30 protein-coding genes, 3 pseudogenes and 1 riboswitch are annotated in these 26,263 nt (G+C 64.9%); of the genes and pseudogenes, 11 read left to right on the top strand and 22 right to left on the bottom strand.

Annotation, left to right across the window (positions count from 1 at the left end; all coding sequences use genetic code 11):
* Positions 1-40: 40 nt before the first annotated feature.
* Complete coding sequence (locus tag ALC15_RS17530; RefSeq protein WP_050628308.1) at positions 41-670, bottom strand: DUF2865 domain-containing protein; 630 nt, start codon at positions 668-670, stop codon at positions 41-43.
* Positions 671-696: 26 nt separating this feature from the next.
* Positions 697-1,515 carry a L,D-transpeptidase gene (locus tag ALC15_RS17525; RefSeq protein WP_050628307.1) on the bottom strand — a complete coding sequence of 273 codons (819 nt, stop codon included), beginning with the start codon at positions 1,513-1,515 and terminating at the stop codon, positions 697-699.
* Positions 1,516-1,724: 209 nt separating this feature from the next.
* Here ALC15_RS17525 and ALC15_RS17520 point away from each other — a divergent pair.
* Both ALC15_RS17520 and ALC15_RS17515 read left to right on the top strand, forming a co-directional pair.
* Positions 1,725-2,836, top strand: a pseudogene (locus ALC15_RS17520) (AI-2E family transporter).
* A gap of 143 nt (positions 2,837-2,979) precedes the next feature.
* Positions 2,980-3,351: an ElaB/YgaM/YqjD family protein gene (locus ALC15_RS17515; protein WP_050628306.1), complete on the top strand. Its 372-nt coding sequence runs from the start codon at positions 2,980-2,982 to the stop codon at positions 3,349-3,351.
* 7 nt (positions 3,352-3,358) lie between these two features.
* On the opposite strand, the gene ALC15_RS47205 is transcribed toward ALC15_RS17515, so the two are convergent.
* Positions 3,359-3,493, bottom strand: a complete 135-nt coding sequence (locus ALC15_RS47205; protein WP_283806274.1) for a hypothetical protein — start codon at positions 3,491-3,493, stop codon at positions 3,359-3,361.
* Here ALC15_RS47205 and ALC15_RS17510 point away from each other — a divergent pair.
* Entirely contained in the window at positions 3,493-3,942 is a 450-nt protein-coding gene (locus ALC15_RS17510; protein WP_050628305.1) for a hypothetical protein, read from the top strand. The two genes, ALC15_RS47205 and ALC15_RS17510, sit on opposite strands and share 1 nt — an antisense overlap.
* A gap of 147 nt (positions 3,943-4,089) precedes the next feature.
* Here ALC15_RS17510 and ALC15_RS17505 read toward each other — a convergent pair whose 3' ends face one another.
* The 7 genes from ALC15_RS17505 to ALC15_RS17485 all read right to left on the bottom strand — a co-directional run bounded on the left by ALC15_RS17505 (position 4,090) and on the right by ALC15_RS17485 (position 7,370).
* Positions 4,090-4,482, bottom strand: a complete 393-nt coding sequence (locus ALC15_RS17505) for a hypothetical protein (RefSeq protein WP_050628330.1) — start codon at positions 4,480-4,482, stop codon at positions 4,090-4,092.
* A 352-nt stretch (positions 4,483-4,834) separates the two neighbouring features.
* Positions 4,835-5,008: a hypothetical protein gene (locus tag ALC15_RS44835; protein ID WP_167350152.1), complete on the bottom strand. Its 174-nt coding sequence runs from the start codon at positions 5,006-5,008 to the stop codon at positions 4,835-4,837.
* A 136-nt stretch (positions 5,009-5,144) separates the two neighbouring features.
* Positions 5,145-5,330 (bottom strand): hypothetical protein, encoded by a 186-nt coding sequence (locus ALC15_RS17500; RefSeq protein ID WP_050628304.1) that lies wholly within the window; start codon positions 5,328-5,330, stop codon positions 5,145-5,147.
* An 80-nt stretch (positions 5,331-5,410) separates the two neighbouring features.
* Entirely contained in the window at positions 5,411-5,611 is a 201-nt protein-coding gene (locus ALC15_RS46270; protein WP_244486124.1) for an EamA family transporter, read from the bottom strand.
* Positions 5,599-6,324 (bottom strand): DMT family transporter, encoded by a 726-nt coding sequence (locus ALC15_RS17495; protein ID WP_244486123.1) that lies wholly within the window; start codon positions 6,322-6,324, stop codon positions 5,599-5,601. The genes ALC15_RS46270 and ALC15_RS17495 overlap by 13 nt, the downstream gene beginning before the upstream one ends.
* Positions 6,325-6,395: 71 nt before the next feature.
* The gene (locus tag ALC15_RS17490) at positions 6,396-7,076 is read right to left on the bottom strand and encodes a transglutaminase-like domain-containing protein (RefSeq protein ID WP_050628303.1); all 681 of its coding nucleotides are present in this window, start codon (positions 7,074-7,076) and stop codon (positions 6,396-6,398) included.
* Positions 7,077-7,148: 72 nt separating this feature from the next.
* Complete coding sequence (locus ALC15_RS17485; protein ID WP_050628302.1) at positions 7,149-7,370, bottom strand: hypothetical protein; 222 nt, start codon at positions 7,368-7,370, stop codon at positions 7,149-7,151.
* Positions 7,371-7,531: 161 nt separating this feature from the next.
* Between ALC15_RS17485 and ALC15_RS17480 the strand changes: the two genes are divergently transcribed.
* The gene (locus tag ALC15_RS17480) at positions 7,532-7,786 is read left to right on the top strand and encodes a hypothetical protein (RefSeq protein WP_050628301.1); all 255 of its coding nucleotides are present in this window, start codon (positions 7,532-7,534) and stop codon (positions 7,784-7,786) included.
* 104 nt (positions 7,787-7,890) lie between these two features.
* Here the strand turns inward: ALC15_RS17480 and crcB are convergent, their stop codons facing one another.
* Both crcB and ALC15_RS45470 read right to left on the bottom strand, forming a co-directional pair.
* Complete coding sequence (crcB, locus tag ALC15_RS17475; RefSeq protein WP_050628300.1) at positions 7,891-8,277, bottom strand: fluoride efflux transporter CrcB; 387 nt, start codon at positions 8,275-8,277, stop codon at positions 7,891-7,893.
* The gene (locus tag ALC15_RS45470) at positions 8,274-8,447 is read right to left on the bottom strand and encodes a hypothetical protein (protein WP_210168593.1); all 174 of its coding nucleotides are present in this window, start codon (positions 8,445-8,447) and stop codon (positions 8,274-8,276) included. The genes crcB and ALC15_RS45470 overlap by 4 nt, the downstream gene beginning before the upstream one ends.
* Before the next feature lie 72 nt (positions 8,448-8,519).
* A riboswitch (Fluoride riboswitch) is annotated at positions 8,520-8,580 on the bottom strand.
* Between the two features lie 151 nt (positions 8,581-8,731).
* Between ALC15_RS45470 and ALC15_RS17470 the strand changes: the two genes are divergently transcribed.
* Positions 8,732-9,163, top strand: a complete 432-nt coding sequence (locus tag ALC15_RS17470) for an energy transducer TonB family protein (RefSeq protein ID WP_050628299.1) — start codon at positions 8,732-8,734, stop codon at positions 9,161-9,163.
* A gap of 32 nt (positions 9,164-9,195) precedes the next feature.
* On the opposite strand, the gene ALC15_RS43355 is transcribed toward ALC15_RS17470, so the two are convergent.
* Both ALC15_RS43355 and ALC15_RS44830 read right to left on the bottom strand, forming a co-directional pair.
* Positions 9,196-9,390: a hypothetical protein gene (locus tag ALC15_RS43355; protein ID WP_128089531.1), complete on the bottom strand. Its 195-nt coding sequence runs from the start codon at positions 9,388-9,390 to the stop codon at positions 9,196-9,198.
* Positions 9,356-9,532, bottom strand: a complete 177-nt coding sequence (locus ALC15_RS44830; RefSeq protein ID WP_167350151.1) for a hypothetical protein — start codon at positions 9,530-9,532, stop codon at positions 9,356-9,358. Before ALC15_RS44830 ends, ALC15_RS43355 begins: the two co-directional genes overlap by 35 nt.
* A 178-nt stretch (positions 9,533-9,710) precedes the next feature.
* Between ALC15_RS44830 and ALC15_RS17465 the strand changes: the two genes are divergently transcribed.
* A complete protein-coding gene (locus ALC15_RS17465; protein WP_050628298.1) occupies positions 9,711-9,956 on the top strand; it encodes a hypothetical protein in 246 nt (81 codons plus the stop codon).
* 22 nt (positions 9,957-9,978) lie between these two features.
* On the opposite strand, the gene ALC15_RS17460 is transcribed toward ALC15_RS17465, so the two are convergent.
* From ALC15_RS17460 to ALC15_RS17450, 3 genes are all read right to left on the bottom strand, one after another.
* Complete coding sequence (locus ALC15_RS17460) at positions 9,979-10,119, bottom strand: hypothetical protein (protein ID WP_244486122.1); 141 nt, start codon at positions 10,117-10,119, stop codon at positions 9,979-9,981.
* Between the two features lie 726 nt (positions 10,120-10,845).
* Positions 10,846-11,727, bottom strand: coding sequence for a DMT family transporter (locus ALC15_RS17455; RefSeq protein ID WP_050628297.1), 882 nt, complete (start codon positions 11,725-11,727; stop codon positions 10,846-10,848).
* A gap of 64 nt (positions 11,728-11,791) precedes the next feature.
* Positions 11,792-12,517, bottom strand: a complete 726-nt coding sequence (locus ALC15_RS17450; protein ID WP_050628296.1) for a TetR/AcrR family transcriptional regulator — start codon at positions 12,515-12,517, stop codon at positions 11,792-11,794.
* A gap of 116 nt (positions 12,518-12,633) precedes the next feature.
* Here ALC15_RS17450 and ALC15_RS17445 point away from each other — a divergent pair, with 116 nt between their 5' ends.
* On the top strand, positions 12,634-13,845 hold the full coding sequence (locus tag ALC15_RS17445) for a cytochrome P450 (RefSeq protein WP_050628295.1): 1,212 nt from the start codon (positions 12,634-12,636) through the stop codon (positions 13,843-13,845).
* Between the two features lie 23 nt (positions 13,846-13,868).
* Here the strand turns inward: ALC15_RS17445 and ALC15_RS46265 are convergent.
* Positions 13,869-17,965: pseudogene (locus ALC15_RS46265) on the bottom strand (ATP-binding protein).
* A gap of 159 nt (positions 17,966-18,124) precedes the next feature.
* Complete coding sequence (locus tag ALC15_RS17430; RefSeq protein ID WP_016847263.1) at positions 18,125-18,937, bottom strand: response regulator; 813 nt, start codon at positions 18,935-18,937, stop codon at positions 18,125-18,127.
* Between the two features lie 296 nt (positions 18,938-19,233).
* On the opposite strand from ALC15_RS17430, the gene ALC15_RS17425 reads away from it, so the two are divergent.
* Together ALC15_RS17425 and ALC15_RS17420 are read left to right on the top strand one after the other, a co-directional pair.
* Complete coding sequence (locus ALC15_RS17425; RefSeq protein WP_018269610.1) at positions 19,234-19,437, top strand: NepR family anti-sigma factor; 204 nt, start codon at positions 19,234-19,236, stop codon at positions 19,435-19,437.
* Complete coding sequence (locus ALC15_RS17420; protein WP_024581885.1) at positions 19,437-19,985, top strand: sigma-70 family RNA polymerase sigma factor; 549 nt, start codon at positions 19,437-19,439, stop codon at positions 19,983-19,985. The genes ALC15_RS17425 and ALC15_RS17420 overlap by 1 nt, the downstream gene beginning before the upstream one ends.
* Positions 19,986-20,101: 116 nt before the next feature.
* Here the strand turns inward: ALC15_RS17420 and ALC15_RS17415 are convergent, their stop codons facing one another.
* Entirely contained in the window at positions 20,102-23,011 is a 2,910-nt protein-coding gene (locus ALC15_RS17415) for an EAL domain-containing protein (protein WP_050628293.1), read from the bottom strand.
* Between the two features lie 219 nt (positions 23,012-23,230).
* On the opposite strand from ALC15_RS17415, the gene ALC15_RS17410 reads away from it, so the two are divergent.
* The gene (locus ALC15_RS17410; RefSeq protein WP_094193937.1) at positions 23,231-23,596 is read left to right on the top strand and encodes a methylamine utilization protein; all 366 of its coding nucleotides are present in this window, start codon (positions 23,231-23,233) and stop codon (positions 23,594-23,596) included.
* Positions 23,597-23,608: 12 nt separating this feature from the next.
* Here the strand turns inward: ALC15_RS17410 and ALC15_RS17405 are convergent.
* A pseudogene (locus ALC15_RS17405) lies at positions 23,609-24,663 on the bottom strand (hypothetical protein).
* Positions 24,664-24,900: 237 nt separating this feature from the next.
* Between ALC15_RS17405 and ALC15_RS44160 the strand changes: the two are divergent.
* A complete protein-coding gene (locus ALC15_RS44160; RefSeq protein ID WP_157860912.1) occupies positions 24,901-25,062 on the top strand; it encodes a hypothetical protein in 162 nt (53 codons plus the stop codon).
* A 28-nt stretch (positions 25,063-25,090) separates the two neighbouring features.
* Here the strand turns inward: ALC15_RS44160 and ALC15_RS17400 are convergent, their stop codons facing one another.
* Positions 25,091-26,119 carry a cytochrome-c peroxidase gene (locus tag ALC15_RS17400; RefSeq protein WP_050628292.1) on the bottom strand — a complete coding sequence of 343 codons (1,029 nt, stop codon included), beginning with the start codon at positions 26,117-26,119 and terminating at the stop codon, positions 25,091-25,093.
* Positions 26,120-26,263: the final 144 nt, after the last annotated feature.

Raw genomic sequence — 26,263 nt, 5'->3', positions numbered from 1 at the left:
GACGCCGGAACCGGATCTGGCTGGACTCATCCGGGCGACGCTATTCGCGCGCCAGCACCGGCGTGCGCTCATATTTGGCGCGGATGCGCTCCGGCGCTGGCGTGAAGTTGAGAGAGGCTCCGCGACGGTCGGGGCGGCTGACCGACATCAGCCCGTCCTTGCCGGCGACAATGTCGCCCTTGCGCAAGGTCGGATCGTCCTCGATCTTCACTGCAGCGAGCCCGACGGGATCCTTGCCGTTGCAGGTGCAGCCGGAGACGATCTCGTCGCGATAGCGGAATGCGTTCGGCAGCTCGGAGTACGGCTTGCCGTCTTCCGTCGCGGCGTTGTCGATGTTGCCGCCATAGACCACTTCGGTCGCGCTCGCCGGGCAGAAGCTGTTGCAGCTCTCCGCCTTGCTCTGGTTGCCGGTCGCAGCCAGCGGGAAATAGCGGCCGTCGCAGGTGCGCACGCAATAGGCCTGCCCGCCGTCATAGCGCGCACGTCGCTCGGCCCGCGGCACAGGCGCCGGACCGTCGTCGAACGGCACCCGGATCACCGGCGGACGGCCCTGCATGAAGCCGCCGAACAATTGCGAGAAGAAATCCTGGGCTTGCGCCGCGGGCGCAAGGGACAGGCCGAGCAATGCCGCCGTCCCGTACACCCACCGCCTGGAATTGAACTTCATCATACCGATCCCCGGTCCAACGCCGATGCTCAGTACAACGAAGAACCCGCCGGGATGTTCATCGCCTGCCGGCCGGAAGGCAGCGTCATCACCGCGGGGCGCGGCTGCAGCGGCGCCGGCCGGACCGAGATCTGCGTCGTGCTCGGACCGAGCTCACGCGCGGCGAGATGGGGCGCGTTCTTCGGCAGCACCACGACCTTGGTGCCGACATCGACCCGGCTGAACAGGTCGGAGACGTCTTCATTGGTCAGCCGGATGCAGCCCGACGAGACGAACTTGCCGATCGTCGACGGATCGTTGGTGCCGTGGATGCGGTACTCGCTGGAGCCGAGATACATGGCGCGCGCACCGAGCGGGTTGCCCGGGCCGCCGGCCATGAAGCGCGGCAGATAGGGCTGGCGCTTGATCATCTCGGCCGGCGGATGCCAATCCGGCCACTCCGCCTTGCGGCTGATGGTCTGGGTACCGGCCCAGGTGAAGCCCTCGCGGCCGACGCCGACGCCGTAGCGGATCGCCCGCCCGCCGCCGAGCACGTAATAGAGCGCGGTATTGCCCGTATCGATGATGATGGTGCCGGGTGCCTCGGACGTGTTGAGCGCGACGGTGGTGCGGCGCAGCCGCTCCGGCAGCGCGCCGTCCTCGGTGGCCTCGGTCGAGGGATCGGTCATCGCCTCGTCGGACGGGAATGCGCCCGGCTGCGTCGACGCATAGCCGAGCGCCTGCGCGTTTGCCGAAGTGGTGACAATGAATGGCGTCACAAACAGGACGCTGGCGAAGGCGAGAGTGCGGGCATGGGTGCGCGCAACGCGCGACGCAAGCCGGCGGCTGGAGAGAGACGGATGTGTCATGTGCTGCCCCTGGACGGGATGCGCATCGTGGTGATGCGATGCCAAGCCAACGCGCGTGGCGGCCAGAGAGTTCCGGAGCGAATCGTCTCGAAGTCGCGATTGTCAACCCGCCAGGTCTCACGAACCCGCGATGGAACCTTTGCCGCGACGCGCCGTTGTCACGCGCAATTTGACACGAAATTCATTTGTCCTCGTGCGGGAGGAAACTGGTGCGCGCCTTTCCGGGTGAACGTCTGCTTGGCAACGCCCCCGAAGGCACGCCCCTCCCCGACAGCAAGGCTGAACTGCGCCGCTGATCAGCCGCGCCGAGGTCGTCGCCTTCACGCTGGTCGCCCTGCTGATCATTGTCATCGTCGGGGTGCTCTATCTGGCGCGCGCCTTCTTCCTGCCGATCACCATGGCTTTCATTGTCGGGACCATGCTGTCGCCGGCGGCGGGCCAGCTCGAGCGCTACCGGATTCCCCGCGCGCTCGGCGCCGTGCTGATCGTGATCGCGGTCGGCGCCGCCGTCGCCTTCATGGTCGGGCTGATCGCCTCGCCTGTCATGGAATGGAGTTCGCGGCTGCCCGAGCTCGGCGCGATCCTGAGGCAGAAGCTGCACGTGTTCGACCGGCCGCTCGCACTGTGGCAGGAGCTGCAGAGCATGGTCGGCGGCTCCGACACCCTCGCCAGCTTCCAGATGCCGAAATTCGAGTGGGTGCAGCCGACGCTGGAATTCCTGTCGCCGACTTTCGCCGAATTCCTGCTGTTCGTCGCCACCCTGATCCTGTTCATCGCGAGCTGGAAGGATCTGCGCCGCGCGCTGGTCATGACCTTCAGCGAACGTGCGGCGCGGCTGCGCACGCTTCGTATGCTCAACGAGATCGAGATCCATCTCGGCAATTATCTGCTGACGGTGACGATGATCAATGTCGGCGTCGGCATCGTCACCGGTGTGATCTGCGCCGCGACGAACATGCCCAATCCGGCCGGGCTCGGTGCGCTCGCCGCGACGCTGAACTTCGTTCCGATCATCGGCCCGGTCGCGATGTTTGTGACGCTGGTCGTGGTCGGCATCATCTCTGCGCCGACCATCGGCGCCGGGCTGATCGCGCCGGCCTGCTTTGCCGTCGTGACCTTCGTGGAAGGGCATTTCGTGACGCCGACGATCGTCGGCCGCAGGCTGTCGCTGAACGCGCTCGCGGTCTTTCTCGCGCTCGCGTTCTGGACCTGGTTGTGGGGCCCGATGGGCGCCTTCCTGTCGTCGCCGCTGCTGATCGTGGCATTGATCGTGAAGGAACATTTGATGCCGGTCAATTCGCCGCAGCTGCCCGAAGGGTAGCAAAGCGTTTTCAAGCGAAGTGGACACCGGTTCGCGTGGATAAAACGCGTCGAACAAAAAGCTACAGTTTCGCATCTGGAACCTTGCGAGATGCGAGGCGTTTTTCATGCAACACGCGACACGCGAATGATGCGGGAGCTCCGATGTCGAACACGGACAGCGTATTTGGGATCAAGAACATGACCGACAAAGCGACCTACGAACGCCTGGAAAAGGATGTCACCGCCGTGAAGAATGACATTGCAGCCCTCACCGAACAGATCACCGACGCGCTCAACTCGTTTGCCAACAACGCCGGCAAGCAGGCTCGCCGCCGCTACAAGGATGCGCGCGCCAACGCGGAAGATGCGCTCGACGACATGTCGGAGCGCGGCAGCGCGATGATGGGCGCGGCGCAGGAGGCCGCATCCTCGATCGAGGAGTCGCTGGAAGAGGTGATCACGCAACGGCCGCTGGCGACCGTCGGCCTGGCGCTCGGCCTCGGCTTTTTGATCGGCGTCACCTGGCGGCGCTAGGCGCTGCTCAACCCCGGCGGATGAAGCCTGCGATGGCGGTCATGCGCAAACCACCGTTCTGGACGAGATGGCAGCGCTGGCGCGCCGCCGCCTCGTTTGTCGATGCGCTTTTCACGGCAAGGTCGAAAACAAGGCTGGTCAATGCTTCAGCGGCTGATCGATGACGTCAAGCAATCCACCGGCAGCGCGCTGCGGCTGACGTCGCTGGCCGCGGCCGCCGCGATCCTGCTGTTCATCACCCTCGCCTTCCTGTGTGCGGCCGCCTTCGTCTATGTGCTGCAGCATTACGGGCCGGTGGAGGCGTGCCTCGCCGGCGCCGCGCTGTTCCTGGTCGTCACCTTGATCGTCGTCGCCGTGTACATGGCGCACAAGCGCGAGATGCAGCGGCGCGCAGAGAAGGCGGCCAAGGCCGCGAAATCGGCTGCCGCAACCATGTTCGCCGATCCGGCCTTGATCGCCACCGGACTGCAGATCGTCCGCGCCGTCGGCGTCAAGCGGCTGGTCCCGATCCTGCTGGTCGGCGGCTTGGCGCTCGGCCTGATGGCCAGCCGCGGCGCTGCGAGCAACAGCAGCGAGCCGGAGGAGGAGTAACCTCTTCATCGCCGTCATTCCGGGGCTCGCGAAGCGAGAGCCCGGAATCGTGCCGCACATCTCGTGGTGCAATGGATGCTCGCACCACGTGGCGCGCCCTCAGGTGTGCAATTGCACACCAGGGAATGACGGTGAGATAGTTGGTTCTCAGGTCACGCAGCGGCCGGGCTGCAGCAGCTTGGCCACTTCGGTCAGGACGCTGACCACCGGTTCACAGGCCACCTTGCGGGTGTCGCCGGGCCGCGCGCGGGCGGGCGCTGCGGGGTGATTGCGGGCCTCTTCCCGCGCCACGGGAACGCGGACCAGGACCGACGTATCGGGCAGCCGGTCGACCTTCAGCGCCACGGTCCGGCTCGGCAGGCCGCTCATCGGAACCGCGGCGCGGTCGGTCTTCGCGGCGCGATTGACCGCGCTCTCCGGAGCCAGTGCGGTGGTGACCTGCTGGCCGCCGATCAGATCGTGGCCGGATGCCAGCTGGACCGCGCCAAGCGTCAGTCCGACCGCCAACGCAGCGAAAATTCCCTTTTGAATCTTTGACATGGTGATGTCCCTCGCCCCATGGAAATTCCCGTTGGCGATCACGGACACAACGCGAACGAAACCTGTGCGGTTCTCGCGCCCGGCCATCACTTAACCGTGTACGAAAAAATTTCGATTCTCTCGGAACGAGTCCGGGGGTTTGCGAGTCATTGCAAGAGCCGGTTATTCCCCCTGCCCCATTGACCGGCGACGTAGGGCGCGACCGTGGTGATGCCGGTCGCGCCCTGCTCTTTTGGAGCTTCGTCTTTCGCGCCATGCCGGCGAACGATATGTCAGCCGACCTGTCACGCAGGCGTCGCATTCGAAGTCCGTCGCGAAGCACCGTCCTGCCGCCGGCAAGAGGAATCTGGCTTCAGGCATCGTCGCTCGATGGCGTGTCCTGGGATCGAACAACCGTCACTTCACGGCACGACGGGCAACGACCAACATGAAACTTGATCCCGGTCGTCTGGTCGTCGACGAGCATCAACTCGCTGAGGGGTTCACCGCATTTGCAGGTGACCGTTTTCTTATCGGCAAAATACATCTGACGTCCTCCATAAGCCTGGAGATTTCATCTCGTCATCGGGGCGAGCCCGCTTGCGTCGAGCTCGCCCCCTTGTCCTGCTCCTTCTCGATCTGTCAGACCCGGGCAATCCGGATGGTGGGTGTGCTCCCGGCTGTTACTTTGAAGCGGATTGCGCCCCCACTCCTGACTCCGCGGCTTCGCGCGCCTGGCGCTCGGCCTTGAGGCGCTGGAAATTGTCGTAGAAGGCCTTCTCGTTGGCGCGGTGCTCCTTCATCGCCTGCGACGCCTCTTGCTGACGCTGCGCATCACGCTCTTTCCGTTGCTGGGGAGTCAGATTCATGCGGCCTCCAACTAAGTTCTTGAATCAACGCTGGATTCAACGCACGAGGCCGGGAAAAGTTGCACTGGAGGGGAGCCGGCCTATTTGCGCAGGCTGGCCCAGACGCCGCCGAGGATCAGCAAGCCGCCGACCAGATGGATCAGCTTCGGCGGCTCGCCGAGGATGATCCAGGACAACAGCGCGCTCGCGATCGGCGCGACATAGAGCACGAGCGACGTCCGCACCGAGCCGAACCGCGCGCCGAGCCAGGCGAAGCCGGCATAGGCGATCAGACCGGGCACGAGGCCGGCGAAGACATAGGCCTCGAACGCCCGCGCGTGAACACCGCGGCCGGCGTCGCCCACATTTCCTGCAGCGCCGGCGGCAGCGAGCACAGCGCGCCGGCCGCAGAGAACAGGCTGACCCGCGCCAGCAGCGAGGCGCGCGGCGCGACCCGCGACTGCACCAGAGTGTAGCCCGACCAGCCGAGCATCGCACCCACCACCAGCAGATCGCCCCAGGCCGCGCTCGACTGGGTCAGCGTTTCCAGATGGCCCCCGGAGACGATCAGGAGCGCGCCGGCAAGCGCCAGCGCCGTGCCGAGCCATTGCAGCGGGCCGATATGCTCGATGCCGAGCGCGGCCGAGATCAGCAGCACCATGATCGGCGACAGCGCGAAGATCAGCGCGATATGGATCGCCGTGGTGGTGATGCCGGCGATGTAGACCGGGCCGCCGCAGAGGAACATGCCGAGGAAGCCCGCGGCGAGGATCGGCCAGAGGTTCTGCGCCAGCGGGATCTTGCCGTCGCGGATCGCCGTGATCGCAAACGGCGCCAGGCCGACGGCGATGATGCTCCAGCGGAAGAACGCCAGCGAAAACGGCGGCACCGAGCCGGCAAGGCCGCGCGCCAGAACCTGGTTGGAGGCCTGCCCGACCGCGACCAGGATGAAGCCGGTCAGCGCGACCGCATCCTCCCAGCCCATCGCCGGGCGGCCGATTGGCGCTTTCGGCAACTCCGCATCCATGACACCGCCCCCTCAGTCGGTGCGCAATTGACGAGGACGGCTTGTGCCGTCGCTGCCCGCTACTGCTCGGCCGCCTCGCGCTCCATGTCGCGGCCGGTCATGTCCTCGCCCTGCATGTTGGCGTATTCGCGCGCCATCTCGCGCATCAGGAACTTGGCGGGGACGTCGTGATAGCTGCCGTGGTCGTTGACGTATTGCATGTAGGCGCGCCCGGCGCCGTCGAACGGATGCAGCAGCGCATCGGAATGGCCGTCGAAATCGAGCGGCGCAACGCCGAGCTTGGCACACAGCGTGTCGTTGAAGGTCGGGGTCGCCTTGCGCCAGGCGCCGTCGACGAACACTTCGGTGAAGCCGTGCCAGGTGAACAGGTCCGAGCCCATGCTCTGGCGCAGCTTCTCGGTGGTGAGATGGTTGCGGACATCGGCGAAGCCGACCCGGGCCGGGATGCCGTGGACCCGGCAGGCCGCCGCATAGAGCGCCGCCTTGCCGACGCAATATCCGTTGCCGGCGGCGAGCACGCTGGAAGCCCGGTAGCTCTCCGCCGAGCGCATGCTGACATAGGGGTTGTAGCGGATGCCGTCGCGCACCGCGGTGTAGAGCCGGCTCGCGATCTCGCGGGTGCTGGCGCCGGGCGTGACGGCGGCGCGGGCGAACGCCTCGACTGCGGGATGGTCGCTGTCGACATATTCGCCGGGGTCGGTGTAGAGGCGGCTGATCGTGTCGGGGAGATGTTCGGTCATGCCCCAAGCTTAGCAAGCCATGGGCGCGGTTCAATGCAGCTGACGCAGCCCTGACCAGCTCGCCGCCCCGTTCTAGTTCTTGAAGTGTTCGTCCAGTTGCGGCGGCCGGTAGCTGCGCCGCTTGGCCTTGAAATATTCGCGCGCGAAATGGATGCCGATCCCGATCAGGAACGGCGGGGCAAGGGCTGCGGCAATCATCAGCGCGGTGATCGACTTCGGCGTCAGGATGTCCAGCACCATCGACGCCAGCAGCCACAGCGTGGCAGCAATCACCGCGACGTCGACATGCTTCATTCCCTCGGTCTTTCTCTTGGTCGTCCCAGGTTCCATCCTACCGGCTGGCCCTGCATGCGCCAAGGATTCCCGCGGCAGAGGATACCTCCGGCCCTTCACTTTTTTGGAACGGCGCCCGCGCGGGCAATGTTGGTCCCGACAAACCGAACCCGGAGGCCGCGATGGGTAACTCCAGTGACATCCACAACGGCGTCGACCATCCCGCGAGCCGGAACGGCGTCAATGACCCGGTCAGCGGGGTCGACGTGAAGCGGACTTTCGACGACAACCAGACGCCCCACGAACGCGCGCAATGGGCCGCCGACGTCCGCGCCGACGCCTCGCCCAGGAGCGGCGAGCCGTTCCTGCCCGAAGCGCTGCGTCGGCGGCCGACGTCGCCGATCAATCCGCGCACCGGCCGGCATCCCACCGACTAGCGAGAGCGAGATGAAGTCATGGGGGCCGGCGCAGGGGCGTGCTGCCAAAATATCGAAAACAACCCCATGCAAAGCAGCCGGGGCGCGGGGATGATGGTCGGCCATCAAGCCGCGAAGGTCCGCACCAGCAGCAGGCCGCCGAACAGCGCCAGGATCGAGAGCGCGACCGAGGCTGCGATATAGGCCCCGGCCACCCACAGCTCGCCCCGCTGCATCAGCACGATCGCGTCGAGCGAGAAGGTCGAGAAGGTGGTGAAGCCGCCGCAGATGCCGACGGTGAGAAACACCCGCACCGCCTGGCTGACATTCCAGCTCAGCGCGAAGGACTCCGCGAACGCGCCGATCAGGAACGAGCCCGCGATATTGATCACCAGCGTGCCCCAGGGAAATTCCGTGCCGACCAGGCGCCCGGCGCCGATCGCCACCAGATAGCGCGCGACCGATCCCAGCGAACCGCCGATCGCGACCGCCGCCAACAATTGTGCGTTCAATTTCTCACCCTTCCGGCCCGCCACTCGACGATGCCTGTCACAAGCCCAACAGCGAAAGTCGCGGCGACCAGCCCGCCCGGCGCGCCGACCAGCAGGGCGACGACACCGACGAGCCAGATGGCCCCGACCAGCGACAATGCGATTGAGAGTGAACCAGGAAGACCCGTCATGCTCTTGCCCCCATCTCATTCGCGGGGGGCGCGGCGGGTCGGCAGTTGCGCATGCTCCTACCGACGCTGTCGCGCCCGGTAGGAGTCATCAGCCTTGCGGCGGTTATCGGGGGACTCCATCCCCATCAACGTGCGCGATGGTACGGTGCGCGGCAAATACGGGCAAGCCGTTTTCGCGGGCAACTGCCCGACGGAGCTTCGCCGCATGACGAGCGACGCGCTTTGCAATCAACCGATACGCGAATACAATGATTGCAGATTGTCGAAGTGGACTGACTTCCCCGATGTTGCCATGGCTCGTTGTCTGTATTGCGCTGCTCTTTGCTGCCACAGCTCCCGCCCTCGCCAAGAACAGCGCAGCCCCAAAACTCTCCCCTTCAGCCGCCGCATGGAGACAGGATTTTTCGAACCGTGTGCTCCAGGCCCGGCGTTCCCCTCCGCTGGCGTCCGGGCAGCGAGGCACCGCCAAAGTCGGCTTCAGGATCGATCGCGCAGGTCATCTCATGTCGAGTTGGCTGGTCGAGGCCACCGGCATCCCGGCGATAGACGCAGAGGCATTGGCAATCGTTGAGCGCGCCCAACCGTTCCCGCCATTCCCTGCGGACACGGCGGGCGAGGACTTCCAGTTTATCTTGCCGATTACCTTCGATTCCCTCGCACCCTGGGACAGTCCCGCCCTCAAGGCAAAGCTGAATTCGATCTGCCGAGGATGCTAAGCGGCCCGCCGGACGGCGTGGCCGCTATCCGTCTATGCGGTCGTCGAGAGCATCGCATTGAGCTCCACCGCCGTCTTCAGCTGCTCGATCCGCGCGGCGATCTGCTCGCGCTCGGCGCCGCGCGGCAACTGAGCGAGCAGGTTTTCAAGCCGTACGCGGTGTTCCTCGAGGCGCTGCTCGAACGTGTGGGGCTCAGATCGCTTCCGTCGTCGAATCGTCCTCTCCATCGTCCATCCTTGGCGGTTGCAGACCGGGACTATTGGCCCAGCGGTCGAGTTGATCGATGACCCGAGCGTGGCTCGGACGCCGCGGTTCCGGCGCGCTCGGCTCCTCGGATAGCTTGCGGGGAAGCTTGACGTTGTTGGTCATGGCATCACTCCCGCAACATAACGAAACAGGCCGCCGGATCGTTCCCATATTTTTAAATAAGCTATTGATTTTGCTTGATAAAATTACTCAATCGACGTTTTTGTCTCAACCGGTGGAACCGGACACAAATTGGTTCGTTTAGCAAATTACTCATTCAGCTAAGTTTGGGTGTTTTGCGATGAACGAGCTGCGTGCCGAACGATTGCAAGTGATGTTGTCGCCTGAGGAATTGGCTGCCCTCGATGATTTCCGCTTCAAGCACCGCATGCCGACCCGTGCCGCGGCGGTTCGCGAGCTGCTCAAGCTCGGTCTGGCCAGCGTCGGCACCGATGCCGCGGCGGGGGTGAAGTCCAGCGATTACGGGGTGTTCGATCGAGGGCCCGAAGGCCACACGCAGGGAGAGGACGCGCCAAACGACAAGTGACGGCGCGCAGTCACGGGGCGGTTCAACCGCCGGCGAGGAGGTCCACGACGGCCTTCAGCGTGCAAACCACGAGCGCCGCGGTGAACATCGCCGTACCGAGATCCGCGAGATAGAGCAGCTGCGCCTTCTGCTCCGCATCAAGCCGCGCGATCGCCTTGCGCATGGCCAAGCTCCCTTTTCAGAAGAACGCGATGTGCCGATGTCCGTTCCTTCGGCCTCCGTACCCGACCGGACGCCGGCTTCCCGAAAACCCGCGCGTGCCCTTGCTAGTCGGCGTGCTCGACAGCCACTTTGATTTCATCAAAGCTTCGGCAGGGTCGGCCCCTTGCAAGAGACGAAGCAATAGCTCCGAGCCCCGCAAAGAGACGGCCCCAGCGAGGGGGCACAAGCTGAGGCCGCGCAGTTGCACTTTGATCGTCCTGACACTGCCCGGCAGGTGCAGCACCCGGACGCAAGAACAACTCGGCGCGCGCCGCGCCCGTTCCTAAATGAAAAACGGCCCCAGCTAGCAGGCGCTAGCTGAGGCCGTTCTGTAGTCCCATTCTCACGCCGAACCGCCGCTTGCCGAAAATTGACGGCCCTTTCTGGGCTCGTATTTTGATCTTAATGAAATAGCCCTGCCCAGTGACCGGGATGATTCGCGATGGGCGCCTGTTCCAGAAATCACATGTGTGAATCGCGCTCGAATTTTTGCAGGGATTTCCCGAGAGCACCAAAGAAAAGACCCCGAGCTGGAAAGCGCCGGGGTCAATTGCTTCCTATGCTGCCAGGCGTGACCCGATGTGTTCAATCGCAAACACGCCGATCACGAATTGCCGCTTCTTCCTGATTGGGGTGAGTATCCTGATCCCCCGAAGCGAGTGTCATAACCAGGACGGCATCCAAGGCCTCAGGCTCGTTGCAGCGCCAGCGTCACGCCGCCGAGCGTCAGCGCCATGGCGCCGATCTCGCGCAGGCCCAGCGGCTCGCCGAGGATGATCGCGGCCGACACCACGCCGATGACAGGCACCAGCAGCATCCCCGTCGACGCCGAGGTCGGCGGCAGGCGGCGCAGCGTCTCGAACCAGGTGAGATAGCAGATGCCCATCGGCATCAGCGTCATGTAGGCGAAGCAGCCGAGGCCGAGCGGGGTGATCGCCGTGTAATTCGGATGCTCGAAGCAAACGCCGAGCAGCAGCATGACGAGGCAGCCGATGCCGACCTGCCAAGCGACCACGGCGAGCGGCGGCATCGGCAGTGGCTTGCGGTTCAGCACATTGCCCAGCGCGAACAGGATGGCGCAGGCGAGCGCCAGCGCGATGCCGGTGAGCTTGCCGGCGCTGAACGCAAGGCCGCCTCCGCCGAGCAAGAGGGCAACGCCGGCGACGCCGAGCACCAGCGCGGCCAGATCCCGCAAGGTCGGGCGGCTGTGCAGCACCGGCCAGGCGAACAGCATCGCCCAGATCGGCATGCTGTAGGCGAGCAGCGCGCCCTCGCCGACCGTGACGAACTTCATCGCGATGGTGCCGAAGCCCATCCAGGCAAAGACGTTGGTGAAGGAGGCGAACAACAGCCGCGGGATCGCCTCGCGCGGCACCGCGAGCGACTGGCCGCGGGCCAGCGCCAGCGTGCCCAGGATCACCGCCGCGCAGGTGCCGGCGAGCCCGCGCGCGAACAACGGCGGCCATTGCTGCAGCAGCAGCTTCATCAGCGGCCAGTTCAGCGCCCAGCCGAACGCCGTCACCACCAGGCAGAGGAAACCGATTGTTCGATCGCGTTGCGTCGTGTCCATCGGCCGCGCTTAGCAGGCGGACACCCACGATTCCACATCGCATCGCGCATGCCGTATCGCCCTGTCAGGCAAAGGTGCCGGTCGAAATCCGCGGCCAGCCCTCGCTTTTCCGCGCCGCGGCAAGCTTGCTGGTCCAGGCATCGATCAGGCTTGCGATCAGGAGACGGCCGGTGCCGCGCATGTCGGGCAGTTTCATGGTCGGCGTGCCCAGCGTCAGCGCGACCACGCCATGGGTTGCCGCGAGCAGCGCGGTCGCCAGCCGCTGCGGCAGGCCCGGCCCCGGCTCGGCGCCATGTGCGGCGAGAAATTCCCGCACCGAGACCACGAACAGCTCGTAGCTACGGCGCGCGATCTCGGTCTCGCCGAAATAGACGCCGTCCGGAAACCGGCGGTCCTCGACCGAGCCGGACATCGAGAACAGCGACCGGAAGTGATCGGGATTGTCGGCCCAGTAGTCGAGATAGGTTTCCATCACCCGCCGCAGCCGCAGATCGCTGTCGGCGGTCTGCGCGCGAACCCGTTCGAGCGCTGCGGCAACCGCCTCGAGATTCTGCTGCTTCACCGCAAGCAGCAGCAGCAGCTTGGTCGGATAATATTTGAGGACGGTGCCCTTCGAATAGCCGATCGCGTCGGCGATCTTCTGGATCGAGACGGTCTCGAGCGTGCCGGCGGCGAACTCCTTGCGCGCGGTCTCCAGGATCAGCGCCTTCAGCGCCTCCTTGTCCGCCTCCTGGCGCGCCCTGCGCTGAAAGCGCCGCGCACCCTTGCCGGGCCGCTCCTCGATCGACATGGCCGTCTCCCTTGGTGCCTCCATGCCGTGTGCCTGCCTGGATGGCAACCTGCCCCTTGCCATACTCCAGTTAATTGACTATGGTCAATTAAATGATCATAAGACGGGAGGATGCGATGAGCGCGCATGCGAGCCCCCTTGCCGGCGACATTGTCCGCAGTGACTTCGATCCATTCAGCCCGGCGACGCGGGCCGATCCGTATGGCGCCTACGCGGAGCTGCGTGCCGCCGCGCCGGTCGTTCGCCTGACGCGCTACGATATCTGGGCCGTGCCGCGCTTTGCCGAGGTCAAGACGATCTTCGGAGACCATTTCAATTTCAGCAACGCCGGCGGCGCCGGGCTTGCGAACCACTTCAAGGAAAAGCCGTGGCGGCCGCCGAGCATCGTGCTGGAAGCCGATCCGCCGCTGCACACCCGGACCCGTGCGGTGCTGGCGCGGATCCTGTCGCCCGGCGCGATGCGGCGGCTCGCCGATGACTTCAAGGCAAAGGCTGCAACGCTGATTGACGGCCTAATCGAACGCGGATCATTCGACGCCATCAAGGACATCGCCGAGGTGTTTCCGGTCAGCGTATTCCCCGACGCGCTCGGCATCGACCAGGAGGGCCGCGAGAACTTCCTGACCTATGGCGCGATGGTGTTCGCCGGGTTCGGACCCGAGAACGATTATTTCCGCAACCTGATGCAGGAGGCACCGCGGGTGCTGCCCTGGGTCGCGGCACGTTGTCAGCGCGAGGCGCTGCGCCCGGGCAGCTTTGGCGCAGAGGTCTTCGAGGCGGCCGAGACCGGCGAGATCAGCGCCGAGGAAGCGCAGCTCTTGGTGCGCTCGCTGCTCTCGGCCGGGCTCGACACCACGATCAGCGCCATCGGCATGGCACTGTACACGCTGGCGCGGCACCCCGAGCAATGGGGGTTGCTCGCCGCCGATCCGTCGCTGTCGCGCGCGGCGTTCGACGAGACGTTGCGGTTCGATTCGCCGGCGCCGTTCGTCTTCCGCACCACGCCGCATGAGACCGAGATCGCGGGCGTTGCGATCGGCAAGCATGAGAAGGTGCTGCTGCTGCTCGCCTCCGCCAACCGCGACGAGACGCGCTGGGAGCATGCCGACCAGTTCGACATCAGGCGGCGGCTGTCCGGGCATATGGGCTTCGGCGTCGGCATCCACGGCTGCGTCGGACAGATGGTGGCGCGGCTGGAGGCCGAGGCCGTGATCGCAGCGCTCGCTGGCCGCGTGAAGCAGTTCGAGATTGCAGGCCCGGTCACCTTCCGCGACAGCTCGGGGCTGCGGGCACTCAGCACCATGCAGATCCACGTCACGCCGAAGTAATTGCGGAGGAACGGGATCAATCGCTAGATCCCGTCCAGCACCTCGCGGACCTTGGTCGCCAGCTCGTCGATCGAAAACGGCTTCGGCAGCAGGTTGGTGCCGGGGTCGAGGATGCCGTTGTGGACGATGGCGTTGCGGGTGTAACCGGTGGTGTAGAGCACTTTGAGCCCCGGGATGCGCTCGCGAGCCTGCACGGCGAGCTCGCGACCGGACATGCTGGGCATCACCACGTCGGTGAACAGCAACGCCACCGAGACCCCGCCATCGAGCAGTTGCAGCGCTTCGCGGGGACTGGCGGCACTGACCACGGTGTAGCCGAGCTCTCGCAGCGCCTCGACCGAAACGCCGCGCACGCGATCCTCATCCTCGACCACCAGGATGACCTCGTTCTTCCGCCCGCGATAAGAGGCGATCGGCACACGCCTGACCACGTCCGGACCGGCCTCGCCAAGGTGCCGCGGCAGATAGATCTTGACGGTCGTGCCGACGCCAACCTCCGAATAGATTTTCACATGGCCGCCCGACTGGCGTACGAAGCCATAGACCTGGCTGAGGCCAAGGCCGGTGCCCTTGCCGACGCCCTTGGTGGTGAAGAAGGGATCGAACGCCTTGGCGATGACGTCTTCGCTCATGCCGGAGCCGTTATCGGCCACCGCGATCATCACGTATTGACCTGACGGAATTGAGTATACCCTCGCCGCGGCCTCATCGACATAGCTGTTGGCGGTCTCCAGCGTAAGCTTGCCGCCGCCCGGCATCGCGTCGCGGCCGTTGACGCAGAGGTTGAGAATGGCATTCTCGAGCTGTCCGGAATCGGCACGCACCCGCCACAGTCCCGCGGCCAGCACGGTTTCGAGGCTGATGGTCTCGCCAAGCGTGCGCGCGAGCAGCTCGGCCATACCTGATATCATCTTGTTGCCGTCGAGCGTGACCGGCGCGAGCGGCTGCTGGCGGGAGAAGGCGAGCAGACGCTGGGTGAGGCCCGCGGCACGCTGCGCGCCGTCGACCGCGGCCTCGACAAAGCGCTCTACGTCGCTTTCTCCCTTGGCGAGCTTGCGCTGGATCAGATTGAGGCCGGCGATGATTACCGCCAGCATGTTGTTGAAGTCGTGAGCGATGCCGCCGGTCAGCTGGCCAACGGCCTCCATCTTCTGGATCTGCCGCAGTTGCTCCTCCGCCTTGGTACGCTCCTGGACCTCTTCCACGACGCGCTGCTCCAGCGTCGTGTTGAGGACCTGCAAGGCGGCTTCGGCGCGGCGCCGCTCGGCGACCTCACGCTCCGCGGCCTGGAACAGCCGCGCGGTATCGATCGCGGTCGCCGCCTGCGCGGCGATGCCGGCGATCAGCCGCTCTGCGCGGTCGCCGAATATGCCGGGATCCGGGTGACCGAAGAACAGACCACCCAGCACTTCGCCGGAGCGCGACACCACGGGCGCCGCCAGATAGCTGCGCACCGGCAGATGTCCTTTCGGCATCCCGTAATGCGGATCGCTCTTGCCGTAGCGCGGATCCTTCAGGATATCGTCGGACCGCACGATCCCGTCGCCGTTGAAGGTCGGCGCGAACACCGCGGTATTGCGCGGCATCGGGAATCGCGAGAACGCCTCGCGCGGCGCGCCGGACAGGGTGTAGAGCATGTAGCTCTCGCCCTTGTCGTTGATCACGTTGTAGAAGAACGAACCGAACGCAGCGCCGGTCAGTTCGGTCGCGGCATCGGTAACGATCTGAACGGCGCGATCAAGATTGAGCTCGCCCGCGACTGCGCTGCCGACCTTGTTGAGCAGTTCGAGGACGTGGGCCTCTTCCTCGAGCCGCACGGCGCGCTCCGAGCGGGTGGCCGACAGTTCAAGGTTGGCCGCGACGCGCGCGAGCAGCTCCCGCGCGCTGAACGGCTTGACGAGATAATCGTCGGCGCCGATCTGCAAGCCTTCGACCTTCGCCTCTTCGCCGGCGCGCGCGACAGGAAGATCACGGGCAGGCCTTTCAGGGCCTCGTCGGAACGGAGTGCATTGAGAAGGCTGATGCCATCGAGGCGCGGCATCATGATGTCGCTCAACACCAGATCGGGCCGACGCCGCCACGCCGCCTCCAGCGCGGCCTGGCCGTCTTCAACCGCCTCGACGTCGTACAGCGGCGCAAGCAGGCGACGCACATATTCGCGCATGTCTGCATTGTCGTCGGCAAGCAGGATGCGTTGCCGCCGTCCCGCGATCTCCTGCGCCGCGAAGCCGAGGTCCTCCGACGACGAGGGATCCGGCCGGTCGTCGGCGTCGCCGCCCTCCAGCCATCCCATCGCCTCGTCGAGATAGGCTTGTGCGCGAACACTGCTCTGTGCGGCCAAGCTGCCCGCGCTGATCTGGTCGGCGGGGAGATGCTCCGTTCCAAACGGCAGGGTGATCGTGAAGGTGGTCCCGCGATCGACCTCGCTGTCGACCCGAATCTGCCCGCCATGCTGCTTCACGAGCTCGCGCACCAGCGCGAGGCCGATACCGCTTCCCTCGAACGAGCGGCCCCGCGCGCCCTCGACCCGCTGAAACCGGTCGAAGATGTGCGACAGCGCGGACGGCGGAATGCCGGTCCCCGTGTCACGCACCGCAATCTCGGCCGCAGCGCCGTCGCACGAGGCCTTGATGGAGACAGCAATCCCACCGTCGAACGTGAACTTGAATGCGTTGGAGAGCAGGTTGAGGACGATCTTCTCCCACATGTCGCGATCGACATGGACCTGCTGTGGCAGCGGCTCGGTCTCGATCGTCAAACCCAAGCCGGCTTTCTCGACGGTTGAACGGAAACTCGACGCGAGGTCGGACGTCAGCGCGACGAGGTCGAGCGGTTCGTAGGTGGCTGTTACCCGGCCCGCCTCGATCCGCGCGAAATCGAGCAGCGTGTTGACCAGCTTCAACAGGCGTTGACCGTTCCGATGCGCGATATCGAGCAGCGAGCGCTGCTGCGGCGGAAGATGGTCGTCTGCCTGGGACAGGACCTCCTCGAGCGGGCTCAGCATCAAGGTGAGCGGCGTGCGAAATTCGTGGCTGACATTGGAGAAGAAGGTGGTCTTGGCGCGATCGATCTCGGCCAGCGCTTCGGCCCGCCGGCGTTCCTCCTCGTAGGCCTGAGCATTGCCGATCGCGGCCGCGATCTGCGCCGACGCAAGACCGAGAAAACTTGCATAGCGCTCGTCGTAAAGGCGGAAAGGATTGAGGCCTGCGATCAGGAAACCCGCGAGCGTGTCGCCGGCAGCGAGAATCGGGAGCACAACCCCCTGCTCCGGCGCCTGGCGCCAGCCGCCGGACGGAAAATCGAGGCCAAACAGGCTCTTCAGGTCTTTGATCAGAACGCCGTCGCGGCTCGCCTGCGCTTCGGCAATCGGCCATACCTCGCCGCCATCGAGCGTGAGCGATGGCTTCACCCCGACATGGTGCCGATCGATGCCGCTCACCGCGGCCAATCGCGCCGCCTGCTCTTGCGGCTCGATCAGATAGATCATCGCAAATGGCAGGTCCTGTGGGTCGGTCGCCAGCGCCGCAGCGCTGCGTTCGCAAGCCTCGCTCACGCTTCGCGCATCAGCCGCGCGACTGGCAAGCTCCCGCAGCAGCGACAACTGCCGCTCGCTGATCACGCGCTGTGTGTCATCGGTATTGGCACAGAAGATCCCCGCAGGCAAACCATCGGCGTCCGGGATCGGGCTGTAGGAGAATGTGTAGTAGGTCTCCTCGGGAAAGCCGTTGCGCTCCATGATCAGGAGCTGGGCCTCGACATAGGTGCCCTCGCTGCCGCTCATCGCCTTGGTGAGCAGCGGCGCGATGTCATTCCAGATCTCGCGCCAGACCACGCGGGTCGGCTGCCCGAGCGCATGCGGATGCTTGCCGCCGATGATCGACTTGTAGGGATCGTTGTAGAGGAAGGTCAGATCGTCACCCCAGCCGATCCAGATCGGCTGTTGCGAGGTCAGCATGATGCGAACCGCGGTCTTCAGGCTGTCCGGCCACGCCTCGGGTGGACCGATCGAGGTCGCAGTCCAGTCAAGGTCCTTGCTGAGTCCGGCAAGCTCGCTGCTGCCGATGAAAAGACGTTCGGTGGCCTCGCCACGCAATGTCGCCTGAGTTTGCAATCTCGACACAACGGCTCCCGCCAAGCCCGAACAATGAAAAATAAACTCGGTCTGACAATGCCGGTTCCTAGGCGGACGCGCTGTTCGTCCCGAGCATCGGCTCGCCAAAAAAACCGGCGTACCTTTCGGTACGCCGGTCTGCATTTTGCCCGCTTGCGTAAACTCAGGTCATGCCGACGCCGCGCGCGGCGTGCGGTTGCGCGAGTTGCGCTGGAAGAACAACGCCTGGCTCGCCACCGCCGATACCATCGCCGGCTGGAACGGCTTCGAGATCAGGAACGCCGGCTCCGGCCGCTCGCCGGTCAGGAAGCGCTCGGGATAGGCGGTGATGAACACCACCGGCACCTCGAAGGTCCGCAGCAGCTCGTTCACCGCATCGAGGCCCGACGAGCCGTCGGCGAGCTGGATGTCGGCGAGGATCAGGCCGGGCTTCTTGTTCTTGGCGAGCGCCACCGCGTCGGAATGCGTGCGCGCGACACCGATGACGTTATGGCCGAGATTCTTCACCAGGCTCTCGAGATCCATGGCGATGAAGGTTTCGTCCTCGATGATCAGGACGTCGGTGGCGATCTCGGCAGCCATCTCGCGGCCGGCGGCATCGGTCAGCTTGCGCGTCTCGGCGATATCGGTGCCGAGAATGTAGCCGACCTCCTCCTCCGAGAAGCCTTCCAGCGACAGCAGCAGGAAGGCCTGCCGCGGCAGCGGCGTGATGTTGGAGAGTCGGCGCTCCGGCGGCAGCGACAGCGTCGCCACGTCGGCATTGTCGTTGTTGTTCACCGACACCGAATTCCAGATCTGGGTGAATAGCCGGAACAGGCCGGCGCGCGGGCCGTGCGTCTGGTCCAGCAATGATCCGTCCTGCAACAGGGCCTCGAGCATGGCCCCGACATAGGCGTCCCCCGACGCCTGGTTTCCGGTCAGTGCGCGAGCGTAGCGGCGCAGCAACGGAAGATGTTCGGCAACGATCTGCGATCGGGACATTCCCACTCCATCCTTGTTCTTAGGCCTGGGTTGTTGGCCCTGCGGCCTGAAACCCGTCTCTGGGGACGACAGAATCCGGCTCCGAGAGTCCAGTTTCTGGGGCGACCCCGGTTCCCCTGCATGCCCGATTACGCGCGAAAGCCGAAAAAGTTCCACGAAATAGTTCCAGCCTTCCGGAACTTTCTGCGCAACTTTGCATTAGCTCCTGACCGACGAGGCAACGCGGCCAGCCTCTTTTTTCGAGGAAACATCTTGGAAATCAGAGACTTAACTCCCGGGGAAGCGTGGATCAGATCATGAAGGAAGTAAAGAAGCAGGGCGGTCTCAACGCCGAGATTCAATCGAGAATCGGCCACCAGCTGCGCGCCATGTACGACGATGTGGTGCGGCAGGGGGTGCCCGACCGCTTTGCGGAGCTGATCCGCAAACTCGACGGGCCCGAGGCTGCCGCGGCGGCCGTGGCCGGGGGCGATACCGACAAGAACAATGGAGGGGACTAATGCCTCTCACGAATGAACTTCGCGACGACATCCTTGCGTCGGTCCCGAGCCTGCGCGCGTTCGCGATCTCGCTGTCCGGTAATGGTGACCGCGCCGACGATCTGGTGCAGGAGACCCTGCTGCGGGCGATCGCCAACATCGACTCGTTCCAGCCCGGCTCCAACCTTCCCGCGTGGCTGTTCACCATCCTGCGCAACCTGTTTCGCTCCGACTACCGGAAGCGGCGGCGCGAGGTCGAGGACGCCGAGGGCAACTATGCCAAGACGCTGAAGAGCCAGCCGTCGCAGGCCGCGCATCTGGAGTTCGAGGAATTCCGCACGGCGCTCGAAAAGCTGCCGCAGGACCAGCGCGAGGCGCTGATCCTGGTGGGTGCCTCCGGCTTCTCCTACGAGGATGCCGCGGCGATCTGCGGCTGCGCGGTCGGCACCATCAAGAGCCGCGTCAACCGCGCGCGGTCGAAGCTCTCCGCGCTGCTCTATGTCGACAGCGCCGAGGATTTCGGCCCCGACAACACCGTGCGCGCCGTGATCGGCGGCAATGGCGGATAGGCGAAGCCATCACTGAACGCGAAAGGGCGGCCCTCGGATGGCCGCCCTTTTTGCATGGAAAAGCAGGTCGCGCCCGAAGCGACCGATCTACGCCCGCACCGCTTTGATGCTTGGGTCTAGCCCGCCATCGCCTTCTTGACGGCGGTCGGCTTGAAGCCGTTCCTCAATTCGAGGATCTTGGCGGCGATCTCGGTCACCGGGACCGGATGACTGAACAGGAAGCCCTGGGCCTCGTTGCAGCCTTCGGCCCGCATGTGGTCCAGCTGCTCGACGGTCTCGATGCCTTCGGCGATCGTGGTCATGCCGAGGCTCCTGCCCAGGCTAATGACCGCGCGCACGATCGATTTCGATCCATGCGTCGCGGTCGCGTCGCGCACGAAGGATTTGTCGATCTTGAGCTTGTCGAACGGGAAACTGCGCAGATAGCTCAGCGACGAGTAGCCGGTGCCGAAATCGTCGAGCGCGATGCGCACGCCCTGCGCCTTCAGCTTGTGCAACGTTGCGAGCGTCTCGCTGCTGTTCGCGAGGAAGACGGATTCGGTGATCTCGAGCTCCAGCCGGCGCGGCGACAATTTCGACGCCGCGAGCGCGTCGACGACGACGTCGGTAAAGTCGGGATCACGGAACTGCACCGCGGAGACGTTGACCGCGAGCTTCATCTCGCTCGGCCAGGTGACGGCCTGCTCGCAGGCGCGGTCGAGCACCCATTCGCCCAGCGGACCGATCAGGCCGATCTCTTCCGCGATCGGGATGAACTGGTCGGGCGGCACCAATCCGCGCTTCGGATGATGCCAGCGCAGCAGCGCCTCGAAGCCGCAGATGCGGTCGAGATGGAGATCGTAGAGCGGCTGGTAGAACAACGAGAACTCGTCCTTGACCATCGCCTCGCGAAGGTCGAGCTCGATCGCCCGGCGCCGTTGCAGGCTGGCGTCCATCGCAGGCTCGAAGAAGCGCCAGGTGCCGCGGCCTTCCATCTTGGCGCGATACAGGGCGACGTCGGCGTTCTTCAGCAGCTTCTCGCCGGTGGTGCCGTCGCCCGGCGACATCGAGATGCCGACGCTGCAACCGACCACGACGCGATGCCCGTTCAGTTCATAGGGCGCGCCGACGCATTCCACGATGCGGCGGGCCAGACGCTCGGCCTCCTCGCCACCCTGGACACCGCACTGGATGACCGCGAACTCGTCGCCGCCCAAACGGGCAACGGTGTCGACCTCGCGGACGCAGGCGTTGAGCCGGTCCGCGACTGCGCACAGCAGTTCATCGCCGACCGGATGTCCGAGCGTATCGTTGACCTGCTTGAAATTGTCGAGGTCGAGGCAGAACACCGCAAAGCCGGATCCGCGGCCGACCTGCGCGACCGCGAGCTCGATCCGCTCCGCCAGCAAGGTCCGGTTCGGCAACTTGGTCAGGGCATCGTGCCGCGCCATGAACGCGATCTGCGACTCGGCCCGCTGCTGTTCGGTGACATCCTCGCAGGTGACCAGCCAGCCGCCGTCGGACGTCGGCCGCTGCGCGATGGCGATGATCCGCCCATCGCTGAGATGCTGCAGATAGTTGCCCTCGTGCTGGGCCATCGATCGCTCGCGTTCGGTCAGCAGGTCGGCGACGGTCCGCTCGCCATGATTGCCGGCGGCGACGCTGAGGCCGAGCACGTCCTCCATGGTCATTCCGGGAACGACCAGCTCCGGCGAAATATCGAAGATCTCGCAGAACCGGCGGTTGGCGACCTGCAGCCGCGCCTCGCTGTTGTAGAGGCACAGCCCCTGCGACATGTGGGTGAGCGCCGCATCGAGCCGCAGATTGGTCTCATGCAGCTCCGCCTTCTGCTGCTTCAGCGCGGAGATGTCGCTGTAGACCAGGACGACACCGCCCTCCTGGGTCTCGCTGCGGCTGACGCGCAGCCAGCGTCCGTCCGATAGCTGCGCTTCGCTGGCAAAACCATCGATGCCGCCGTCGGCCGGCGCAAGGCTCGGAGCATCGATCCGATCCGACTGCAGAAGCTGCGGCGAGAGACGGATGAATTCGCTGGCGCGCGAATTGGCCAGCGCGATCTCGCCGTCCGCATCGAGCAGCACGACGCCCTCGCGCGACGTCTCGAGCGCATCGGACAGCCGCGCCTGCGCGGAGCGGCGTTGCGACACCTCCTGATCGACCATCCGCCTGATGTTGTCGCGCATGGTTTCCATGGCGGTCAGCAGCGTGCCCAGTTCGTCGGTGCCGCCCTTGGGAACGGTCGCGTCGAGGTCGCCGCCGGCGATGCTGCGCGCGGCCCGCGAGGCAATCGCGACCGGGCCGATGATGCGGCGCGCCAGGAGCCACGAAAACAGCGCCGACAGGAACAGCGCAACCGTGAGCCCGGCGACATTGAGCTGCAGGTCGCGCTTGATCGTCGACAGCGCCTTTTGCCGGAACAGAAAGCCGTCGCCCGCCGTGTAGTTGACCAGCAGTTCGACCTGCTGGCTGACGATCTTGGAATAGCGATCGACATCACCGACCGTCGTCCCCGATGCCTGCGGATCGGCCGCGGGCTGTCCATCGGGCGACGTTCCGATCGCGCGGCGATGCAGCGCCATCCAGGCGTCGGCGGCTTCCTGAACCTTTGCCGCGGCTTGCGCAGCCCGCGTGGACTGCGAGCGGTCGGCTGCGATCGTCAGATCCTCCGAGAGCGTCTTCGCGAGCTTCTCGATCTGGCTGTCGAGGCTGGCGCGGATCTCCGGATCGGTGGTCAAGAGGCGCTGCGACGACGCGACCCGCATCGAGGCGAAGTCCGCACCGGCGGCGCGGGCGTAATTGATCGACATCAGGGATTCGTCGAACGTCTTGGCCACGAGATCGCCGGCGTGGCGGATGCCGAGGATGGAATATCCGCCGAGCGCGACGGCAACGGCGCTCATCGCCAGACAGAAGATCAGGATCTGGGTGCGGATCGAACCCTTGGTCAGGGCAAGACGCGACAGGCGGCCGGTCGCGAACCGAATGGCTGCACCGGTCTTCGTCCTGAGGTTGCCTAATAGGCTATCCATACCCGCGTTTCGCCGTAGTGCTCGATGTTCAAGCTACGCAGAAACGCGCAGCGCTGCGGAAAAATGACTGTCTGCTCAAAATTGCCTTAGTAGTGACTGGAACTGATGCTGAAATCGTTAAGATCAGCCGGCGATAATCACCGTTACAGGTATTCCTGGGGCATCACTTGCACGCTGGGGGTGCCGATGTCGGGCATTCGAGGTTCAAGCGGGGGTCTCATGCAGTCAGGCTTGTTGCGCGCTGTGCGCCTGGGCCGGTTCGGCCGCGTGCCATTTGCGGCTGCGATCGTCACCGGAGCGCTGGCCGGAGCAGCTTTGGGCGCAAGTCCTTATGTCATTTCGCAGAAAGATCGTGAATTCAAGCCTGCCGAGATCTCGATCAAGCGCGGCGAGATTTTACGGTTCATTAACGATGATGGCGAGCTGCTGCATCACGCTTATTTGAGCACCGACGCGTTCAGTTTCGACTCCGGCGACCAGCAGCCGGGCAGCAAGTTCGACGTCACTTTTTCCGTGCCCGGCGACTACACCGTGCTGTGCGGCATTCACCCGAAGATGAAGCTCGCCGTCCACGTCGCCAAATAGCCCAACGACGCTCTACAGGACCGAAGTCTTGAACAGCGCGGCGTGGCCGAAATAATAGACGAACAAGGTCAGCGACAGCGCGGCGCACAACGCGACCGGGGCCAACCATGCCGCGCGATGATCGCGCGGCAGCACCTTGTTGTCGGCGAGGATCGCAATCAGCACGGCGATGATCGCCGAGTGTCCGATCGTGTCGATCTTGCCGAACTCGAAGCAGGCGCTGATGAACATCCCCGTCAGCACGGCCGCAGCACAGCGCCGGATCAGCGGCGTCCAGATCAGGGCGAAGGCGAGCGTGAATTCCACCATGCCGGCGGCGCGCATGTAGAACTCATTGTCGAAGCCGAGGGTCATCGAGGCATGCTCGATCAGGAGCGGGAAGCTCCACTCCGGATAGGCCCATTTCTCGATCGAGGCCCACATCAACGTGATGGCCGCGGCGTACCGCATCACGTCGATCGGCCGGATGCCGAACAGGTCCTTGTTCAACCCGATCAGCGCAAAATAGGCGGCAACGCCGAGAAAAATCGGGTAGTCGGCGAGATGGAAAATGCCGTAGTCGCGGACACCGATCCCGAACAGGATCGCCATCCCCGCGGCCGACAATGGCAGCGTGCGCCGCGACAGCATGCCGGCGGCGATGCCGAGCTGCAACGCGCCACATAGGGTGACGTCGTCTTCAACTCGGGCGTCAGCAGGATGCCGCCGACCGCCCAGATCGAGATGAAGAAGAACCCGGCAACCGCGCGCATCATCAACTCGGTGCGCAGCCGCAGTTGCTCGGTGACGCGGTCCAGCACCCGGATCGTCGCATCACCCAGCGAGGTGGGCTCGATCACGCAGCCCGCGAACAGCCAGAAGACGGCGATGCCGAGCAGCAGTTCAAAGTCGAGGCAAAGAACATTCTCGAGTCCCCGGGGCTGACCGGCAACATCGTAGGCACAGAACCATTTGACATGTGCCTCGGCACTGCGCGCGGCTGTGACGCAAAATACAACCGCTGCAAAGCACGTGGCGAAATAGGAGCGCACAGCCGAGCCGGCATTTCGCTCCTGCCCACTAAACATTGAATCAACCGCCCACACACTTAAGGACTTGTTTAACTTATATCAAATTTTAGGCTTTGCGCCTGCCCATGACAGCCGCTGGTTGCATTGTGGTTAATTGCGGCAGGCAGGCCCCAGCCCGTCCCTCAGTGCCGGGTTTTCCGGCCGGTTCCATCGAATTTTAGCTAATTCCGGCACGGGGGCTCAATTCAACTGTCGTAGTGAAACCCGGACAGATCGGATCGGGAGGCCGGTTACATGTTCGGAGCGTTGAGTGTCGTGAGTATCGGGGTGGGGTCGGCCCTCGCCTACCTGACAAAGCCATCCGCCGCGCGCGCGGCGACGCTGGAGACCTGCGCGGGCGCGCTCCTGATCGTCGGGCTCGGCCTTCTCGGGGCCGCACTGCCGCACCTGGCCTGACCAGCCGGTTCCAAACCCTCTGCGGCGGTCAGCGCGGCAGCTTGGGAACCCCGGCTACCGGCGGGGCGGTGGCGGTCAAGGTTTGCAGGAAGGCGATCAGGTCCTTCTTCTCGCCTGCCGTCAGAGACAACGGCTTGATGTCGGGCGACCGGCTCGGCCGCTCGATCCCGCCCTTGTTGTACAGCTCGATGACATCTTCCAGCGTCGCGACCGACCCGTCGTGCATGTAGGGCGCACGGCGCGCGACGTCGCGCAGCGTCGGGGTCTTGAACGCGTATTTCAGCTTCGCCGAGGTCGGAAAGAAGCGGCCGCGCCCGATGTCATGGCCCTTGGCGGTGCCGATATCCTGAAACGATCCGTCGGAGAAGGACGGGCCGCTGTGGCAGGACGAGCAGCGTCCCTTGCCGTTGAAGAGCGCGAAGCCCTGCTTGGCCGATGCGCTGATCGCGCTCTCGTCACCCTTGATCCAGCGGTCGAACGGCGCCTCGCCGGCAACGATGGAGCGCTCGAAGGTCGCCAGCGACTGCTCGATCCGCGGCCGCGTGATCGCGCCGTCGCCGAACGCGTGGGCGAATGCATCGACATAGCCCGGTATTGCCGAAAGCCGCGCGATCAACTCCGCCTCGGTCATGTTCAGGTTCATCGGACTGAGGATCGGCCCGAACGCAACGGATTCGAGATCCTTGAACTTGCCGTCCCATCCGAGCGGCTCGAAGAAGGCCACGTCGATCAGCGTCGGCGAGCGGATCGGCAGGCCCTTCGGATCCTCGCCGATGGCGCGCGGAAGGCCGTCGGCCCATGACAGGCTCGGCTTGTGACAACTCGCGCAGGCATGCGTCTTGGACCGCGACAGCAGCGGATCGAAGAACAGCATCTGGCCGAGCGCGGACTTCGCCTCGGAATAGGGATTGCTGCTCGGGAACGGCACGACGTCCGGCCGACGATAGCTGGCCCGGACAACGGCAGGGTCGCGCGGCGCCGTCGCCGGGGTCAACGCAAGCGACAGCCCCACCGGCAAAACTGCCGCGAGCAAGGTCAGGCTGACCCAAAGCCTCATCGGGGTCCTCAGACGGTATCCTGCTCGGTATATGCCCAAGCATGTTCAACGAAGTTTTAACGCTCGGTTGCGGGCAACTACGGATGTGCGACGTTGTCACAGATGAGGCTGGCGTCGTGCCGCACGCCTGATGTCGATCTATCC

The organism is Bradyrhizobium viridifuturi (assembly GCF_001238275.1).
Classification (GTDB): Bacteria; Pseudomonadota; Alphaproteobacteria; order Rhizobiales; family Xanthobacteraceae; genus Bradyrhizobium; species Bradyrhizobium viridifuturi.
The sequence above is the reverse complement of the archived record's forward strand: the minus strand, read 5'-3'. Positions and strand labels throughout refer to the sequence as shown.

Bases quoted from the DNA above. Each gene is read 5' to 3' on its own strand.
- ALC15_RS17455 (WP_050628297.1), bottom strand. From the start codon at position 11,727: ATGGACACGACGCAACGCGATCGAACAATCGGTTTCCTCTGCCTGGTG.
- ALC15_RS17450 (WP_050628296.1), bottom strand. From the start codon at position 12,517: ATGTCGATCGAGGAGCGGCCCGGCAAGGGTGCGCGGCGCTTTCAGCGC.
- ALC15_RS44830 (WP_167350151.1), bottom strand. From the start codon at position 9,532: ATGACCAACAACGTCAAGCTTCCCCGCAAGCTATCCGAGGAGCCGAGC.
- ALC15_RS17415 (WP_050628293.1), bottom strand. From the start codon at position 23,011: ATGGATAGCCTATTAGGCAACCTCAGGACGAAGACCGGTGCAGCCATT.
- ALC15_RS17465 (WP_050628298.1), top strand. From the start codon at position 9,711: ATGAACGAGCTGCGTGCCGAACGATTGCAAGTGATGTTGTCGCCTGAG.
- ALC15_RS43355 (WP_128089531.1), bottom strand. From the start codon at position 9,390: ATGGAGAGGACGATTCGACGACGGAAGCGATCTGAGCCCCACACGTTC.
- ALC15_RS17425 (WP_018269610.1), top strand. From the start codon at position 19,234: ATGAAGGAAGTAAAGAAGCAGGGCGGTCTCAACGCCGAGATTCAATCG.
- ALC15_RS17410 (WP_094193937.1), top strand. From the start codon at position 23,231: ATGCAGTCAGGCTTGTTGCGCGCTGTGCGCCTGGGCCGGTTCGGCCGC.
- ALC15_RS17485 (WP_050628302.1), bottom strand. From the start codon at position 7,370: ATGAAGCATGTCGACGTCGCGGTGATTGCTGCCACGCTGTGGCTGCTG.
- ALC15_RS17430 (WP_016847263.1), bottom strand. From the start codon at position 18,937: ATGTCCCGATCGCAGATCGTTGCCGAACATCTTCCGTTGCTGCGCCGC.
- ALC15_RS17460 (WP_244486122.1), bottom strand. From the start codon at position 10,119: ATGCGCAAGGCGATCGCGCGGCTTGATGCGGAGCAGAAGGCGCAGCTG.
- ALC15_RS44160 (WP_157860912.1), top strand. From the start codon at position 24,901: ATGTTCGGAGCGTTGAGTGTCGTGAGTATCGGGGTGGGGTCGGCCCTC.
- ALC15_RS44835 (WP_167350152.1), bottom strand. From the start codon at position 5,008: ATGTATTTTGCCGATAAGAAAACGGTCACCTGCAAATGCGGTGAACCC.
- ALC15_RS17500 (WP_050628304.1), bottom strand. From the start codon at position 5,330: ATGAATCTGACTCCCCAGCAACGGAAAGAGCGTGATGCGCAGCGTCAG.
- ALC15_RS17510 (WP_050628305.1), top strand. From the start codon at position 3,493: ATGCTTCAGCGGCTGATCGATGACGTCAAGCAATCCACCGGCAGCGCG.
- ALC15_RS45470 (WP_210168593.1), bottom strand. From the start codon at position 8,447: ATGACGGGTCTTCCTGGTTCACTCTCAATCGCATTGTCGCTGGTCGGG.
- ALC15_RS17505 (WP_050628330.1), bottom strand. From the start codon at position 4,482: ATGTCAAAGATTCAAAAGGGAATTTTCGCTGCGTTGGCGGTCGGACTG.
- ALC15_RS17420 (WP_024581885.1), top strand. From the start codon at position 19,437: ATGCCTCTCACGAATGAACTTCGCGACGACATCCTTGCGTCGGTCCCG.
- ALC15_RS17530 (WP_050628308.1), bottom strand. From the start codon at position 670: ATGATGAAGTTCAATTCCAGGCGGTGGGTGTACGGGACGGCGGCATTG.
- ALC15_RS17525 (WP_050628307.1), bottom strand. From the start codon at position 1,515: ATGACACATCCGTCTCTCTCCAGCCGCCGGCTTGCGTCGCGCGTTGCG.
- ALC15_RS17480 (WP_050628301.1), top strand. From the start codon at position 7,532: ATGGGTAACTCCAGTGACATCCACAACGGCGTCGACCATCCCGCGAGC.
- ALC15_RS17400 (WP_050628292.1), bottom strand. From the start codon at position 26,119: ATGAGGCTTTGGGTCAGCCTGACCTTGCTCGCGGCAGTTTTGCCGGTG.
- ALC15_RS17445 (WP_050628295.1), top strand. From the start codon at position 12,634: ATGAGCGCGCATGCGAGCCCCCTTGCCGGCGACATTGTCCGCAGTGAC.
- ALC15_RS17470 (WP_050628299.1), top strand. From the start codon at position 8,732: ATGTTGCCATGGCTCGTTGTCTGTATTGCGCTGCTCTTTGCTGCCACA.
- ALC15_RS17515 (WP_050628306.1), top strand. From the start codon at position 2,980: ATGTCGAACACGGACAGCGTATTTGGGATCAAGAACATGACCGACAAA.
- ALC15_RS17490 (WP_050628303.1), bottom strand. From the start codon at position 7,076: ATGACCGAACATCTCCCCGACACGATCAGCCGCCTCTACACCGACCCC.